We start from the raw sequence: 14,532 nt of genomic DNA on the forward strand, positions 1-14,532 counted from the left end.
GGGAGAACGCAGGCCGACGCGGACGGAGACCGATGACTGGCACCGCCCGCACCGGTCGGGGCACGGCGCTGCCCGGCACGCGCAGCGACCAGGTCTCGCTGCCCGCGGGGTCGGGGGCGGTCGCCGCGGCCAGCCGGGTGTCGGTGCTCGCGCCGCGCACCCGCGTCGACGTCGCCCTCCCGCCCGACGTGCCGCTCGCCGACCTGTTGCCGGTGCTGCTGGACATGACCGGGGAGTCCGTCCGCGGCTCGGGGGCCGGGTGGACGCTGGCGCCGCTGGGCCAGGGCCCGGTCGACCCGTCGCGCACCCTCGCCTCGCTGGGCGTGCTCGACGGCGACCAGCTCGTGCTGCGCCGCCGCGCCGACGCCGCCCCGCCGCCGCTGTTCGACGACGTCGTCGACGCCGTCGCCGAGGCGACGCCCCGCAGCTACCGCGCGTGGGGCCCCGGCCCCGCCCGGGTCCTCGGGCTCTGCGGCCTCGCGCTCGGGCTGGCGGGCGCGGTCCTCGCGCTGGTCGTGGTCGGACGGGCGCCCGGCACGGCGGGCGGGCTCGGCACGGCGGTGGTCGCCGGCGTCGCCGCCCTCGTCACGCTGGCGCTGGCCGCGGTGTGCACGCGGGTGCTCGACGAGACCGGCGCCGGCTCCGTGCTCGCGGCCGGGGCGGTCGGCCTCGCCGCGGTGGCGGGTGTCGCGGCGGTGCCGTGGAGCGGGCCGGGCGCGCTGACCGTCACGGCGGGCGCCCCGCAGCTGCTGCTCGGCGCGGCCCTCGCCGCCGCCGTGGCCGCCGCGTGCCTGCTGACGCTGGGCAGCGCGGGGCGCACCGCGGTCGCCGCCCTGCTCGCGGCGCTCACGGCGGCGGTCCTGGTGGTGGTCGCCGCGGGCGTCGCCACCGTCGTCGACGCGGGCGACGCCGCCGGCATCGCGGCGGGTGCGGGCGCGCTGGCGCTCGTCGCCTCGGCGCTGCTCCCCCGCACCGGCATCGCGCTCGCCCGCCTGCCCCTGCCCCGCGTGCCCGGCTCGGCCGAGGAGCTCGCCGACGACCCCGGGGTCGCCGAGCACGCCGACATCGAGCGTCGCGCCGACCGCGCCCACGCCGCCCTCTCCGGGCTGGTCGTCGGGTGCGGCGTGGTGACGGCCGGGGCGGTGAGCGTGATGGCGCTCGCGCCCGCGACGGGCTGGCGCGGCGTCGCGGGGTGGGTTCTCGCCGGGCTGCTCACCGCCCTGCTCGCCCTGCGCTCGCGCACCTACGCCAACGGTGTGCAGGCCGTCGCGCTGCTCGTGTGCGCGCTGCTCGCCGGGACGGGCCTGCTCATCGGCTGGCTGCTCGTCGCCCCGCCCCTGGTCGCGCTGCTCGCCGTGCCGGCGGTGTCGCTCGCCGCCGGGGCCGCGGCGCTCGTGCTGGGCGTGGTCGTCCCGCGGCGCCGGTTCTCGCCGGTGGCGCGCCGGGCCGTCGACGTCGCCGAGGCGATCGGGATCGCGGCGGTGCTGCCCCTCGCGCTGGCGGTCATGGACCTCTACACGGCGATGCGGCTGCTGTGAGCCCGCGTGCCGGCGCTGCACTGCTGATGGCCGCCCTCACCGTGCTGCCCGCGGCGGCCGCACCGCCGGGCGGCCCGACCGTGCCCGCTCCCCCGGCCCCCGACGCGGCGGCGCTCGCCGCCCTCGACCCCGAGCCGGACGGCGTGCCCGGCGCCCGGCGGCTCGCCCCCTGCCCCGCGCCCGTCGCCCCGGCCGCGGCGGGCCTCGGCGTCGGCGACCTCCCGCCCGGCCCGGACCCCGCGGCCGCCTGGGTCGACGGCCGCGGCGAGGGCCAGACCGTCGCGGTGATCGACACCGGCGTCGCGCCGCACCCGCGTCTGCGCGGCCGGGTCGTCGACGGCGGTGACTTCGTGGCGGGCACCGGGGGCACCGACGACTGCGACGGGCACGGCACCGCGGTCGCCGGGGTGCTCGCCGCCGACGCCGCCCCCGCCGACCTCCTCGTCGGCGTCGCCCCCGCCGTCCGCGTCCTCGCCGTCCGGCAGACCAGCGCCTTCTACGGCGCCGACGGCCGGACGGGGGTCGGCGACGTCGCCACGCTGGCGCGGGCGGTGCGCCACGCCGCCGACACACCGGGCGTCGGGGTGCTCTCGCTGGCGCTGACCGCGTGCCGCACCCCGGAGCAGGTCGCCGACCCCGCGGACGCCCCGGCGCTCGGTGCGCTGCGCGCGGCGGTGCGCGACGCCGTCGACCGTGGCGTGGTCGTCGTCGCCGCGGCCGGCAACACGGGTCCCGGGTGCGCGTCCAACACCGCGGCCGGGGTCCGGAGCGTCCCGGTGCCCGCCTGGTTCGGCGACGACGTGCTCAGCGTCGGCGCGGTCGACGACGCCGGCGCGCCCGACCCGTCGTCGCTGGCCGGGCCGTGGGTCGACCTCGCCGCGCCGGGCCGCGCCCCCTCGTCGCTCGCCGCGCGGGGCGACGGGCTCACCACCGGGCTCACCGCCCCCGACGGCGCGACCGGCCCGCTGGTCGGCACGAGCTTCGCGGCCGCCCGGGTCGCCGGCGCCGCCGCCCTGCTCCGGGCACGCGCACCCGAGACGCCCGCACGCGAGATCGCGGCCGCGCTCGTCCGCAGCGCCGCGCCGACACCGGGGCTCGTGCCCGGGACACGCGACGACGCCGTCGGCTACGGCGTGCTCGACGTCGCCGCGGCCGTGCGCGGGGGCCCGCCGCGCACGGGGCCGGAGGTGCGGGCCGAGACCCCCGCGACCGCGCCCCGGGACGCCGCCCCGACGGGGTGGCTCGTGGCCGGCGGGGCGGTGGCGCTCGCCCTCGCGGGGGTGCTGGTGGCCCGGCGCAGGAGGGCGGCCCGGTGAGCGCCGAGCAGCTCACCTTCTCGCGCCGGCCGTCGGGCCCGTCGCTGGGGCCGGTCCCGCTCGCCGCGATCGTCGTTCTGGAGGTCGGCCTGGCGCTCGCCGTCGCGCTCGTCGCCGTCGACCGCCGGTTCCTGCCGCTGGCCGGGGTCGTCCTGTCGGCCGGCCTGCTCGTCGGCCTGCTGCGGGTGCGGCGGCGCTGGCTCGTGCAGTGGATCGGTCTGGCCCTGCGCTTCCGTGTCCGGGTCCGGGAGCGCGACGCGGAGCCGGGCGCCGACGACGTCGACCCGCGCCTGCGGACGCTGCGGCTGCTCACCGGCGACCTGACCGTCGCCCGCACCCGCGACCACGACGGCCGCGAGGTGGGCCTCCTCGGCCATGGCGGCGGCTGGAGCGCGGTGCTCGCGCTCGACCCGGCCGGCACCGACGTCGGCGCCGCACTCGTCCCGGGCGACGCGGAGGCCGGCGCCGCATCGTTCCCCCTGGCGGCGCTCGCGGGCTGCCTGGCCGACCGGGGCGTGGTGCTCGACGCGGTGAGCGCGGTGTGGCACTGCCGGCCCGTCGCCGACGACACCCCGGCGGGCGAGGCCTACCGCGAGGTCCTCGGGTCGCTGCCGGCACTGGCGCGGCGCGAGGCGTGGCTCGTCGTGCGCCTCGACCCGGCCCGCTGCCCGGACGCCGTCGCGGAGCGCGGCGGGGGCGTGATCGGCGCCCAGCGGGCCGTGGTGGGCGCCCTCGCCCGGATCGGGCGCGTGCTCGCCGACCACGGCACGCCGGTGCGGCCGCTCGCCGCCGACGAGGTGCTCGACGCGGCGGTCGAGGCCGCCGACGCGGAGGACGGCGTCGACACCGGGCGCCTCGTCGAGCACTGGCGCGCGGTGGTCGTCGGCGAGGTCGGGCACGCCGCCTACGCCGTGACGAGCTGGCCCACCGGGGGCGCACCGGAGCGCCTCACGGGTCTCACCGCCCTCCCGGCGCGCACGTGCACGCTGGCGCTGACCCTCGAGCCCGACGCCCGGTCGGGTCGCGACGCGGTCGGGCTGCGGGGCACCGTGCGCCTGACCGCCGACACCCCCGACGCGCTCGAGGAGTACGGCAGCGAGCTCGTGGCGCGCGGGCACGCGCTCGGGGTGGCGCTCGACGCGCTCGACGGCCAGCACGCCGCCGGGCTCGCGAGCACACTCCCGCTGGGGGCGCAGCCGTGACGCGCCCGGACACCTCGCCACCCGGCCCGGCGGGGCGCACCGCCCCCACCCGCGCGGACCCCGAGCTCGCGCCCACGTTCTCCGTCCCGCCGTCGCTCGTCGACGGGCTCGGTCCGCCGGTCCGGCCGGCCGGGGTGGTGCTCGGCGCCGACCCGGACGGCGAGCCGGTGGCGGTCAGCCTCGTGCGCGCGGCGCCGACGCGCGTCGTGCTGCTGGGCGGGCTCTACCTGGCCCGCCAGGTGACGCTGCGTGCGGTCGGTGCGGGCACCGGCGCGGTGGTCGTGACCGGGCGCCCCCCGGTGTGGGAGTCGGTGCGGGACGCGGGCGAGCCGTCGGTGCGTCTCGTGGGCGAGCCGCCGGCCGACCTCTCCGTGCCCGACGGGCCTCCCCTGCTCGTGGTGTACGACCGCGGGGCCACCGCGCGGAGTCCGGCGCCCGCCCGGCGGCCGCGGCAGACGACGCTCGTGGTGCTCCCGTCCCTCGTCCCGGCGGTCTCCGACCTCGCCGACGACGCCGACCTCGTCCTCATCCAGCGCCTGCCGCCCCACGAGGCGGAGCTCGCGGGCCGGCTGTGGCGCCTGTCGCCCGCGATGACCGAGACCCTGCGCACGCTGCCCGATCGCGGCGTCGTCCTGCTCGGGCGCAATCTGTGGCGGCGGGTCGACCTCGTCACCGGCCCGCGGGAGACCGCGATCCTGGGGCCGGTCCGGCGCGGCGACTAGCGCGCCCTTCCGCCCGCTTGACCTCGACCTTGCTCGAGGTCGGACCCTCGGACCCATGAGCATCGAGCTGAACCACACCATCGTCGAGTCGCCCGACCCGGACGCCGGCGCGGCGTTCCTCGCCGAGGTCCTCGGGCTGCCGGCGCCGTACCACTTCGGACCCTTCACGGTCGTGGAGGTCGCCCACGGCACGAGCCTCGACTTCATGACGGTCGCCGACCCGCACTCCCAGCACTACGCGTTCCTCGTGCCGGACGACGAGTTCGGGGTGATCGCGGACCGGTTACGGGAGCGCGGGGTCCCGACCTTCGCCGATCCGGGGCACCGCCGGCCGGGGCGCAACACCAACGACGGCGGTCAGGGCGCCTACTTCGACTCGCCCGAGGGCCACAACCTGGAGATCCTCACCCGGCCCTACGGCAGCGGCAGCTGAAGCGAGCGTGTGGCGATACGGACACCCAGTGTCTGCTGTGACCCACCGCTGACACGAGGGCTACGGCGTGTCTCGGCGCTGGCGTGTCGCGGCGGCCCGGGCGGCGAGGCCCGCGTCGTCGGGATAGTCCACGCCCGTGAGGCGCAGGCCCCGCGCCGCGGCGACGGTGACCTCGCTCGACCGCTCGCCGGCCGCGAGCAGCGCGGCGGGCCACTCCACCGAGCGGCGCCCCTCGCCGACGGCCAGCAGCGCGCCGACCACCGACCGGACCATCGAGTGGCAGAACGCGTCGGCCGACAGGCGGGCGACGAGCACGTCGGGCTCGCCGGGCTCGCGGGTCCACTCCAGGCGCTGGAGCTCGCGGATCGTCGTGGCGCCGGGGCGCGGGCGGCAGTAGGCGGCGAAGTCGTGCTCGCCGAGCAGACCGCGGCCGGCCTCGTTCATCGCGTCGAGGTCGAGGGGGCGTGGCCAGCGCAGGGTGTCGCGGGCCCGCAGCGGCTCCGGGCCCCACGGGGCGGTGCTGACCCGGTAGAGGTAGTGGCGGCGGAACGCCGAGAAGCGTGCGTCGAACCCCTCGGGCGCCGGCGCGACCGCCCGCACCCGGACGTCGGGCGGCAGCATCCGGGCGAGGCGGCCGACGAGCCCCGGGTGGATCGCGACGGAGTCGGGCAGGTCGACGTGGCAGACCTGCGCGTCGGCGTGGACTCCGGCGTCGGTGCGCCCGGCGACGGTCAGCGCGACCGGTACCCGCCAGATCGTCGCGAGGGTGTCCTCGAGGACCCCTTGCACCGTGCGCAGCCCGGGCTGACGGGCCCAGCCGGAGAAGTCGGTGCCGTCGTAGGCCAGGTCGACCCGGTACCGGGCCGGAGACACCGCGAGCCCGCCCCCGGTGTCGGGGGCGGGCTCGCGGGGTGACTGGTCGGTCAGGACTTCTTCTCGTCCGACTCGTCGTCGTCGGTCGAGTCCGAGGTGTCGAGACCGGCGGCGGCCGCCGAGTTCTCGGCCATCTCCTCGGGCACGGTGTCCTCATCCGAGCCGTCCGAGCCGTCCGAGGCGTCCGAGCTGTCCTCCGTGACCGTGTCCGCGGCGTCGGTCGGCTCAGCCGGCTCCGGCGAGGCGTCCTCCTCCGCGGCCGCGATCGTGGCCGCCGTGGCGGCCGCGCCGGTGGCGGTGCCACCGACCTCGGCGCCCGGCCCCGAGGAGGTCTGCGGTGCCGCGGCGGTGCGGGTGGCCTGCGAGGCCTCCGCCGACGCGGTCCGCTCGTTCACCAGCTCGATGACGGCCATCGGCGCGTTGTCGCCCTTGCGCGGCAGCGTCTTGATGATGCGCGTGTAGCCGCCGGGACGGTCGGCGAAGAACGGGCCGATCTCGGCGAGCAGGCGGTGGACGACGTCCTTGTCCCGGATCTGCTGCTGGATGAGGCGCCGACCGTGCAGGTCGCCCTTCTTCGCCTTCGTGATCAGCCGCTCCGCGTACGGGCGCAGGCGCTCGGCCTTGGCCCGCGTGGTGTGGATGCGGCCGTGCGTGAAGAGCGACGTGGCCAGGTTGGCCAGCATCAGCTTCTGGTGGTCCGGGGAACCCCCGAGCCGCGGGCCCTTGGTGGGCTGGGGCATGTCACTGCTCCTGTCTCGTGACGCCTTTCCTCCCCGGCCCGTGCACCGGGCCGGGGAGGGGGCAGCACGTCAGAGTTGCTGAAGAAACTGCTTAGAGCTGCTCGGTCTCGGCGTAGTCCTGGCCGTCGTCGTCCGAGACCCCGTAGCCGCCGAAGCCGCCGTCGGAGCCGTAGGACTCGAAGCCCTCCGACGGATAGTCGGCCGCCGCGGCGGACGGGTCGAACCCGGGCGGGCTGTCCTTGAGCGCGAGGCCCAGGCCGGCCAGCTTCATCTTGACCTCGTCGATGGACTTCGCACCGAAGTTGCGGATGTCCAGCAGGTCGGCCTCCGACCGGCCGACGAGCTCGCCGACCGTGTGGATGCCCTCCCGCTTGAGGCAGTTGTAGGACCGGACCGTGAGGTCGAGGTCCTCGATGGGCATCGCGAACGCGGCGATCGAGTCGGCCTCGGCGGGCGAGGGGCCGATCTCGATGCCCTCGGCGTCGACGTTGAGCTCCCGGGCCAGCCCGAAGAGCTCGACGAGCGTCCGACCGGCGGACGCGATCGCGTCGCGCGGGGTCATCGACGGCTTGGTCTCGACGTCGAGGATCAGCTTGTCGAAGTCGGTGCGCTGCTCGACGCGGGTCGCCTCGACCTTGTAGCTGACCTTGAGCACCGGCGAGTAGATCGAGTCGACCGGGATGCGGCCGATCTCGGCGCCGGAGGCCTTGTTCTGCGCGGCCGGGACGTACCCGCGGCCACGCTCGACGACCAGCTCGACCTCCAGGCGGCCCTGGTCGTTCAGGGTCGCGATGTGCAGGTCGGGGTTGTGCACGGTCACGCCGGCCGGCGGGACGATGTCACCCGCCGTCACCGTGCCCGGGCCCTGCTTGCGCAGGTACATCGTGGCCGGCTCGTCCTCCTCGGAGCTCACGACGAGCTCCTTGAGGTTCAGGATGATGTCGGTGACGTCCTCCTTCACCCCGGGAACGGTGGTGAACTCGTGGAGGACCCCGTCGACACGGATGCTGGTCACGGCCGCGCCCGGGATGGACGACAGGAGGGTGCGACGCAGCGAGTTGCCGAGGGTGTAGCCGAAGCCCGGCTCCAGCGGCTCGATGACGAACCGGGAACGGGTGTCGTCGATGGCGTCCTCGGAGAGAGCAGGACGCTGGGAGATCAGCACGTACGGTTTTCCTTCCGATGCGGCGTCCGCTATTTGACGCCGAACCCGACCCCGACCCCAGGGGACCCGGGGCCGGGGGGTTCACGGGGGGCGGAGCCCCCCGTGGGTGTTACTTCGAGTAGAACTCGACGATCAGCTGCTCCTGGACCGGCGTGTCGATCTGGGCCCGCTCCGGGAGGGAGTGGACGAAGATGCGCAGCGAGTCCGGGACCACCTGCAGCCACCCCGGGACGGGGCGGTCACCGAAGTTCTCCTTGGCCACCACGAGGGGCAGCATGTTTCGGGACTTCTCCCGGACGTCGATGATGTCGTACTGCGTCACCCGGTAGCTGGGGACGTCGACCTTCTGGCCGTTGACCAGGAAGTGGCCGTGCCCGACGAGCTGGCGGGCCTGACGACGGGTCTGCGCGAGCCCGGCGCGGTAGACGACCGAGTCGAGCCGCGACTCGAGGAGGCGGAGGAACTCGTCGCCGGTCTTGCCCTCGCGACGGTTCGCCTCCTCGTAGTAGGCGCGCATCTGCTTCTCGAGCAGGCCGTAGGTGAAGCGGGCCTTCTGCTTCTCCTGCAGCTGCAGCAGGTACTCGGACTCCTTGATGCGGATCCGGCCGTGCTGCCCCGGCGGGTACGGACGACGCTCGAACGACTTGTCGCCGCCGATCAGGTCGACCTTCAGACGGCGGGACTTGCGGGTGGCGGGGCCTGTGTAGCGAGCCATCTCGTTGTCTCCTCTCCGCCTAGACCCGGCGACGCTTCGGCGGGCGGCAGCCGTTGTGCGGCTGCGGCGTGACGTCGGCGATGGTGCCGACCTCGAGGCCCGCGGCCTGCAGCGAACGGATGGCGGTCTCACGGCCGGAGCCGGGGCCCTTGACGAAGACGTCGACCTTCTTCATCCCGTGCTCCGCGGCCTTGCGGGCGCAGTTCTCGGCAGCCATCTGCGCGGCGAACGGCGTCGACTTGCGCGAGCCCTTGAAGCCCACGTGGCCGGCCGAGGCCCAGCTGATGACGTTGCCGGTCGGGTCGGTGATGGAGACGATCGTGTTGTTGAACGTGCTCTTGATGTGCGCGTGGCCGTGGGAGACGTTCTTCTTCTCCCGGCGGCGGACCTTCTTGGCCCCGGCCGCGCCCTGGCGAGTCCTGGGTGGCATCTCTTCTCTTCCGTTCGGGGGTGGGGGGCGCGACTACTTGCGCGCGGCCTTCTTCTTGCCGGCAACCGTCTTCTTGGGGCCCTTGCGCGAGCGGGCGTTGGTCTTCGTCCGCTGCCCGTGCACCGGCAGGTTGCGGCGGTGCCGCAGCCCCTGGTAGCTGCCGATCTCGACCTTGCGCCGGATGTCCGCCTGGACCTCCCGGCGCAGGTCGCCCTCGACCCGGAAGTGGTTCTCGATGTACGCGCGCAGCGTGGCGGCGTCCGAGTCCGACAGGTCCTTCGACCGCAGGTCGAAGTCGATGCCGGTCTCGGTGAGGATCTCGCGGGCTCGGCTGCGGCCGATCCCGAAGATGTAGGTCAGCGCGATCTCCATCCGCTTCTCGCGGGGGAGATCGACGCCGGCGAGTCGTGCCATGGGGCGACGTGCTCCTCGTGTCGTCCGGGAGGTCTGGCTCCCCGCCCGTCCCGGAGCGCTCGCGCTCCGGGCTCCGGCCTCCCGTGCCGGGGGTGCTCCGCCGGGGCATCGATCGCTCGAGCCGGCGTAGGTGCGGGGAGGTATCTGGTGTGCGGCGCGGTGGCCGCGTCGGGCGCGTCGGCCCGGTGTGCCCGGTCGGGGCGCGTCAGCCCTGGCGCTGCTTGTGGCGCAGGTTGTCGCAGATGACCATGACCCGCCCGTGACGGCGGACCACCTGGCACTTCGCGCAGATGCGCTTGACGCTCGGCTGGACCTTCACGTCCTCTTCCTCGCTGCTGTCGGACTACTTGTAGCGGTAGACGATCCGGCCGCGCGACAGGTCGTACGGCGACAGCTCCACGACGACCTTGTCCTCGGGGAGGATCCGGATGTAGTGCTGACGCATCTTGCCGCTGATGTGCGCCAGGACCTTGTGCCCGTTCTCGAGCTCCACCCGGAACATCGCATTGGGCAGGGGCTCGATGACCCGGCCCTCGACCTCGATGGCGCCGTCCTTCTTCGCCATGTCCTCCGCATTCTTCTCGACGTACGCTGTCGTCCCGTGACCGCCGCCCGCGAGGGCGACCGATCAGTGGGACCGGGCCCGTGCCGATCTCCGGCCGCCCACCACGCCACTGCGCGCGGACACCGGCACGACACGCGCACCAGCCGTCAAGTGTACGCGCGGCGTGTCGAGAGCCTCGTCACCGGGGGGTTCACCGGCAACACCGACGTGACGTCAACGTCGTGCCGACACGCACCCGAACGGCATCGGCGGCGTCGGCAGCCCCACCCGGGCGGCGAGGGCGTGCATCGCGAGCACCGCGCCCCAGGGTCCGGCCACCCAGATCCACCACGGCGCCACGGGGTCGCCGGTGCCGACCGACACGGCCACCCAGATCACGAGGTTGATGACGGACACGGCGGCCCAGACGGCGACCGCGATCCGCAGCGGCGACGGACGGCGGGGGGTCGCCGGGCGGACCCCGGCCGGCGAGGGCGCGGGCGCGGGCTCCGTCGGCAGGTCGGCGGTCAGCGGGGTCAGGTCGGCGTGCACCACCGCGCCGTGCGCCGCACGGACCCGCTCGTCGTACTCGGCGAGGGTGAGGCGCCCGTCGCCGTGCGCCCGCCCGAGGACCGCCGCGACCCGCTCGCGCTCGGCGTCCGCCACCCGCATCTGATCCTGCTCGACCATGACGGCCACCCCGTTCCTCGACTGGGACCGAGCGTAGCGCAGGACGGATAGTCACGCTATCCGAAAGTTTGGAGTCGCTACCCTGCGGGCGCCGTGAGGACCCGGGGCCCGTCGTCGGTCACGGCCACCGAGTGCTCCCAGTGCACCGCGCGGCTGCCGTCGGCGGTGACCACCGTCCAGCCGTCCTCGAGCTCCTCGGTCTCGTCGGTGCCCGCGGTGAGCATCGGCTCGATGGCCAGCACCATGCCGGCGCGCAGGCGCATCCCCGTGCCGGGCCTGCCGAGGTTCGGGACGAACGGCTCCATGTGCATCGACGTTCCGATGCCGTGCCCGCCGTAGTCGGCGACGATCCCGTACTCGCGCCCGTCGGCGGCGGCGCACCGTCGCGCCTCCTCCTCGACGGCGTGCCCGACGTCGCCGAGCCGCCCCCCGGGGACGAGCCGGGCGATGCCGGCCTCCATCGCCGACCGGCAGGCCGCCGACAGGGCCTCGTCACCGGGCCGGGGCGTGCCGAGCAGCAGCGTGACGGCGGCGTCGCCGTGCCACCCGTCGAGGATCGCCCCGCAGTCGATCGAGACGAGGTCGCCGTCGCCCAGCACCTGCCCGGGCGACGGGATGCCGTGGACGACCTGCTCGTTGACCGACGAGCAGATCGACGCCGGGAACCCCTGGTAGCCGAGGAAGGACGGGACGGCGCCCGCCTCGCGGATGGTCGTCTCGGCGACCTCGTCGAGGTCCGCGGTGCTGGCGCCCGGCCGCGCGGCCTCGGTGACCGCGGCGAGCGCCAAGGCCACCACCAGGCCGGCCGCGCGCATCGCGTCGATCTGCCCGGGTGTCTTCATCTCCACGAGGCGCCCCCGCACGCGGTCGGCGAGTCCGCCGACCCCGGCGGAGACCGCCTCGGTGAGACCCGTCAGGCGGCGGCTCGGGTTGCCCACTCAGTCGTCGGGCTCGTCGGCGAGCGCGTCCATGGCGCGGTCGGTGATCTCGTCGACCGAGCCGACGGCGTCCACCCGGACCGCGATGTCCTGGTAGTGCGCGATCAGCGGCTCGGTCTCCGAGCGGTAGACCTCCTGGCGGTGCCGGATGGTCTCCTCGGTGTCGTCCGAGCGCCCGCGGGACATGAGGCGCTTGATGAGCTCCTCGTCGTCCACCTCGAAGACGAGCACCGCGTCGAGGCGCTGGCCGAGGTCGCCGAGGACCTTCTGGAGCTCGTCGGCCTGCGCCGTGTTGCGCGGGAACCCGTCGAGCAGGAAGCCCTCCTGCGCGTCGGGCTGCGCGAGACGGTCCTTGACCATCTTGACGGTGACCTCGTCGGGCACCAGGTCGCCGGCGTCGACGTAGCGCTGGGCCTCCTTGCCGAGCTCCGTCTCGTTCTTCATGTTCTCGCGGAAGATGTCGCCGGTGGAGATGTGGGGCGCGTCGAGGCGCTCGGCCAGGCGCGCCGCCTGGGTTCCCTTGCCCGCACCCGGCGGGCCCACCAGCACGATCCTCACGACAACACTCCCTCGCCTGACATCCCTGTGTACACCAGCACCCGCCGCCGACCGTCCCCGATCAGCGCAGGAAACCCTCGTAGTTGCGCTGCATCAGCTGGCTCTCGATCTGCTTCACCGTGTCCAGCCCGACGCCCACCATGATCAGAACAGCCGTGCCCCCGAAGGGGAAGTTCTGGTTCTGCCCTTGACCGGTCAGGCCCAGGAAGAAGTTCGGCAGGACGGCGATGATGCCGAGGTAGATGGATCCCGGCAATGTGATCCGCGACAGCACGTAGCTGAGGTACTCGGCCGTGGGACGGCCCGGCCGGATCCCGGGGATGAACCCCCCGAACTTCTTCATCTCGTCGGCACGTTCCTCGGTGTTGAACGTGATCGAGACGTAGAAGTACGTGAAGAAGATGATCAGCGCGAAGTACAGCAGGATGTGCAGCCAGTTCGACTGGTTGGCCAGGTAGGTCTGCACGAACCGGGAGAAGCCCGAGTTCTGGTTGCCCGTGATCCGCGAGAGCAGGTCGGGCAGGTACAGCAGCGACGACCCGAAGATCACCGGGATGACACCGGCCTGGTTGACCTTCAGCGGTAGGTAGGTCGACGTCCCGCCGTACATGCGGCGTCCGACCATGCGCTTGGCGTACTGCACGGGGATGCGCCGCTGGCCCTGCTCGACGAACACGACGCTCGCGATGATGACCAGGCCGAACGCGCAGACCACCGTGAACGCCAGCGGGCCGGCGTTCTGCAGGATCGTGTTGCCCTCGGCCGGGATGCGGGCGGCGATCGAGGTGAAGATCAGCAGCGACATGCCGTTGCCGACGCCGCGCTCGGTGACGAGCTCGCCGAACCACATGATCACCGCGGTGCCCGCCGTCATGACGATGACGATGACCGCGAGGTCGAAGATGTCGGCGTTGGGCAGGATCGGGAACTGCGAGGGGTCGCAGTCCTGGAAGAGCTGGTTGCGGTCGGCCAGGGCGACGATGCCGGTCGACTGCAGGACCGCGAGGGCGATGGTCAGGTAGCGCGTGTACTGCGTGAGCTTGCCCTGACCGCTCTGCCCCTCCTTCTTCAGCTGCTCGAAGCGGGGGATGACGACCGTCAGCAGCTGGACGATGATGCTCGCCGTGATGTACGGCATGATGCCGAGCGCGAAGATCGACAGCTGGAGCAGCGCTCCGCCGGAGAAGAGATTGATCAGCGAGTAGACGCTCGCGGCGTCACTGCCCTGGACCTGGCGCAGGCACTCCTGGACGTTCACGTAGGAGACGCCGGGCGCCGGGAGCGTCGCCCCGAGGCGGTACACGGCGACGATGCCCAGCGTGAACAGGATCTTCTTGCGCAGGTCCGGTGTGGTCAGGGCTGACCGCACGGCGCCGAGCACTCGGACCTCCAGATGTCGTTCGGCCGCACCGCGGGCTCGTCGGGGTATCGGAGCCGCTCGGGCCGGTGGTCGCCGACCGCGCACCGCACGAGCGGTGCGTCGAGGGTCGGGCCGGACCGGTCGAGCCGGCCCGGGGCGAGACTACACGGCGACACACCACCGGCCCCGGCCCGCTCCTCCGCACGAGCGGAGGGCGGTCACCGGGGCCGGTGGACGTGTCACGGACAGGCGGACTACTCGACGACGGTGGCGCTGCCGCCCGCGGCCGAGAGCTTCTCGCTCGCCGAGCCGGAGAACGCGTGCGCGCTCACGCGCAGCGCCACCGAGCCGACCTCGCCGGTCCCGAGCACCTTGATCGGGTGCCCGGCACGCACGGCGCCGGCGCCGACGAGCTCGGCCGGGCCGACCTCCCCGCCGTCGGGGAACAGGCGGGCCAGGTCGCCGACGTTGACGACCTGCGACACCACCTTGTTGCGGTTGCGGAAGCCCTTGAGCTTCGGCAGGCGCATCTGCAGGGGCATCTGGCCGCCCTCGAACGTCGCGGGGACGTTCTTGCGGGCGCCCGTGCCCTTGGTGCCGCGGCCTGCGGTCTTGCCCTTGGAGGCCTCACCGCGACCGACACGGGTCTTCGCGGTCCTGGCCCCGGGCGCCGGCCGCAGGTGGTGCAGCTTGATGGGGGACTCACCCATCGGTCACACCTCCTCGACCGTCACGAGGTGACGGACGGTGTTGATCAGGCCCCGGTTCTGGGGCGTGTCGGGACGGACGACCGTCGCGCCGATGCGCCGCAGGCCCAGCGTCCGCAGGGACTCGCGCTGGTTGCGCTTGCCGCCGATCTCGGAGCGGGTCTGGGTGACCTTGAGCTCGGCCATG

19 protein-coding genes are annotated in these 14,532 nt (G+C 74.4%); 5 read left to right on the top strand and 14 right to left on the bottom strand.

The features are described from left to right. The first annotated feature begins 32 nt into the window (after window positions 1–32). From eccD to WCD41_RS17375, 5 genes are read left to right on the top strand one after another with little or no spacing between them, the layout of a single operon-like run. A complete protein-coding gene (gene eccD / locus WCD41_RS17355) occupies window positions 33–1,538 on the top strand; it encodes a type VII secretion integral membrane protein EccD (protein ID WP_337714717.1) in 1,506 nt (501 codons plus the stop codon). Window positions 1,539–1,564: 26 nt separating this feature from the next. Next, window positions 1,565–2,854, top strand: coding sequence for a S8 family serine peptidase (locus tag WCD41_RS17360; protein WP_337714718.1), 1,290 nt, complete (start codon window positions 1,565–1,567; stop codon window positions 2,852–2,854). After that, on the top strand, window positions 2,851–4,056 hold the full coding sequence (gene eccE, locus WCD41_RS17365; protein ID WP_337714719.1) for a type VII secretion protein EccE: 1,206 nt from the start codon (window positions 2,851–2,853) through the stop codon (window positions 4,054–4,056). The genes WCD41_RS17360 and eccE overlap by 4 nt, the downstream gene beginning before the upstream one ends. After that, window positions 4,053–4,778, top strand: coding sequence for a hypothetical protein (locus tag WCD41_RS17370; protein WP_337714720.1), 726 nt, complete (start codon window positions 4,053–4,055; stop codon window positions 4,776–4,778). Before eccE ends, WCD41_RS17370 begins: the two co-directional genes overlap by 4 nt. 55 nt (window positions 4,779–4,833) lie before the next feature. Beyond that, window positions 4,834–5,211 carry a VOC family protein gene (locus WCD41_RS17375; protein WP_337714721.1) on the top strand — a complete coding sequence of 126 codons (378 nt, stop codon included), beginning with the start codon at window positions 4,834–4,836 and terminating at the stop codon, window positions 5,209–5,211. A 60-nt stretch (window positions 5,212–5,271) separates the two neighbouring features. On the opposite strand, the gene truA is transcribed toward WCD41_RS17375, so the two are convergent. The 14 genes from truA to rpmD form a co-directional block, all read right to left on the bottom strand. Next, window positions 5,272–6,084 carry a tRNA pseudouridine(38-40) synthase TruA gene (truA, locus tag WCD41_RS17380; RefSeq protein ID WP_337714722.1) on the bottom strand — a complete coding sequence of 271 codons (813 nt, stop codon included), beginning with the start codon at window positions 6,082–6,084 and terminating at the stop codon, window positions 5,272–5,274. A gap of 50 nt (window positions 6,085–6,134) precedes the next feature. Beyond that, on the bottom strand, window positions 6,135–6,824 hold the full coding sequence (gene rplQ / locus WCD41_RS17385; RefSeq protein ID WP_337714723.1) for a 50S ribosomal protein L17: 690 nt from the start codon (window positions 6,822–6,824) through the stop codon (window positions 6,135–6,137). Between the two features lie 91 nt (window positions 6,825–6,915). Next, entirely contained in the window at window positions 6,916–7,989 is a 1,074-nt protein-coding gene (locus tag WCD41_RS17390) for a DNA-directed RNA polymerase subunit alpha (RefSeq protein WP_274200589.1), read from the bottom strand. A 109-nt stretch (window positions 7,990–8,098) separates the two neighbouring features. Further along, a complete protein-coding gene (gene rpsD, locus WCD41_RS17395) occupies window positions 8,099–8,704 on the bottom strand; it encodes a 30S ribosomal protein S4 (RefSeq protein ID WP_337714724.1) in 606 nt (201 codons plus the stop codon). A 19-nt stretch (window positions 8,705–8,723) separates the two neighbouring features. Continuing rightward, window positions 8,724–9,134 carry a 30S ribosomal protein S11 gene (gene rpsK / locus WCD41_RS17400; RefSeq protein WP_337707390.1) on the bottom strand — a complete coding sequence of 137 codons (411 nt, stop codon included), beginning with the start codon at window positions 9,132–9,134 and terminating at the stop codon, window positions 8,724–8,726. 33 nt (window positions 9,135–9,167) lie between these two features. Continuing rightward, complete coding sequence (gene rpsM, locus WCD41_RS17405) at window positions 9,168–9,548, bottom strand: 30S ribosomal protein S13 (protein ID WP_274280613.1); 381 nt, start codon at window positions 9,546–9,548, stop codon at window positions 9,168–9,170. A 205-nt stretch (window positions 9,549–9,753) separates the two neighbouring features. Further along, on the bottom strand, window positions 9,754–9,867 hold the full coding sequence (gene rpmJ / locus WCD41_RS17410) for a 50S ribosomal protein L36 (RefSeq protein WP_018330934.1): 114 nt from the start codon (window positions 9,865–9,867) through the stop codon (window positions 9,754–9,756). 24 nt (window positions 9,868–9,891) lie between these two features. Further along, entirely contained in the window at window positions 9,892–10,113 is a 222-nt protein-coding gene (infA, locus tag WCD41_RS17415) for a translation initiation factor IF-1 (protein WP_030532868.1), read from the bottom strand. 213 nt (window positions 10,114–10,326) lie between these two features. Then, the gene (locus WCD41_RS17420) at window positions 10,327–10,782 is read right to left on the bottom strand and encodes a DUF1707 SHOCT-like domain-containing protein (protein ID WP_337714725.1); all 456 of its coding nucleotides are present in this window, start codon (window positions 10,780–10,782) and stop codon (window positions 10,327–10,329) included. Between the two features lie 77 nt (window positions 10,783–10,859). Then, on the bottom strand, window positions 10,860–11,624 hold the full coding sequence (gene map, locus WCD41_RS17425) for a type I methionyl aminopeptidase (protein WP_337714881.1): 765 nt from the start codon (window positions 11,622–11,624) through the stop codon (window positions 10,860–10,862). A 96-nt stretch (window positions 11,625–11,720) separates the two neighbouring features. Then, the gene (locus WCD41_RS17430) at window positions 11,721–12,278 is read right to left on the bottom strand and encodes an adenylate kinase (RefSeq protein WP_337714726.1); all 558 of its coding nucleotides are present in this window, start codon (window positions 12,276–12,278) and stop codon (window positions 11,721–11,723) included. A gap of 61 nt (window positions 12,279–12,339) precedes the next feature. Next, window positions 12,340–13,659, bottom strand: coding sequence for a preprotein translocase subunit SecY (gene secY, locus WCD41_RS17435; RefSeq protein ID WP_337714727.1), 1,320 nt, complete (start codon window positions 13,657–13,659; stop codon window positions 12,340–12,342). A gap of 233 nt (window positions 13,660–13,892) precedes the next feature. Beyond that, window positions 13,893–14,348, bottom strand: a complete 456-nt coding sequence (rplO, locus tag WCD41_RS17440) for a 50S ribosomal protein L15 (RefSeq protein ID WP_337714728.1) — start codon at window positions 14,346–14,348, stop codon at window positions 13,893–13,895. Window positions 14,349–14,351: 3 nt separating this feature from the next. Further along, the gene (gene rpmD / locus WCD41_RS17445) at window positions 14,352–14,531 is read right to left on the bottom strand and encodes a 50S ribosomal protein L30 (RefSeq protein WP_337714729.1); all 180 of its coding nucleotides are present in this window, start codon (window positions 14,529–14,531) and stop codon (window positions 14,352–14,354) included. Between the last annotated feature and the right edge of the window lies 1 nt (window position 14,532).

It is taken from the genome of Actinomycetospora aeridis (genome assembly GCF_037400275.1).
Lineage (GTDB): Bacteria > Actinomycetota > Actinomycetes > Mycobacteriales > Pseudonocardiaceae > Actinomycetospora > Actinomycetospora aeridis.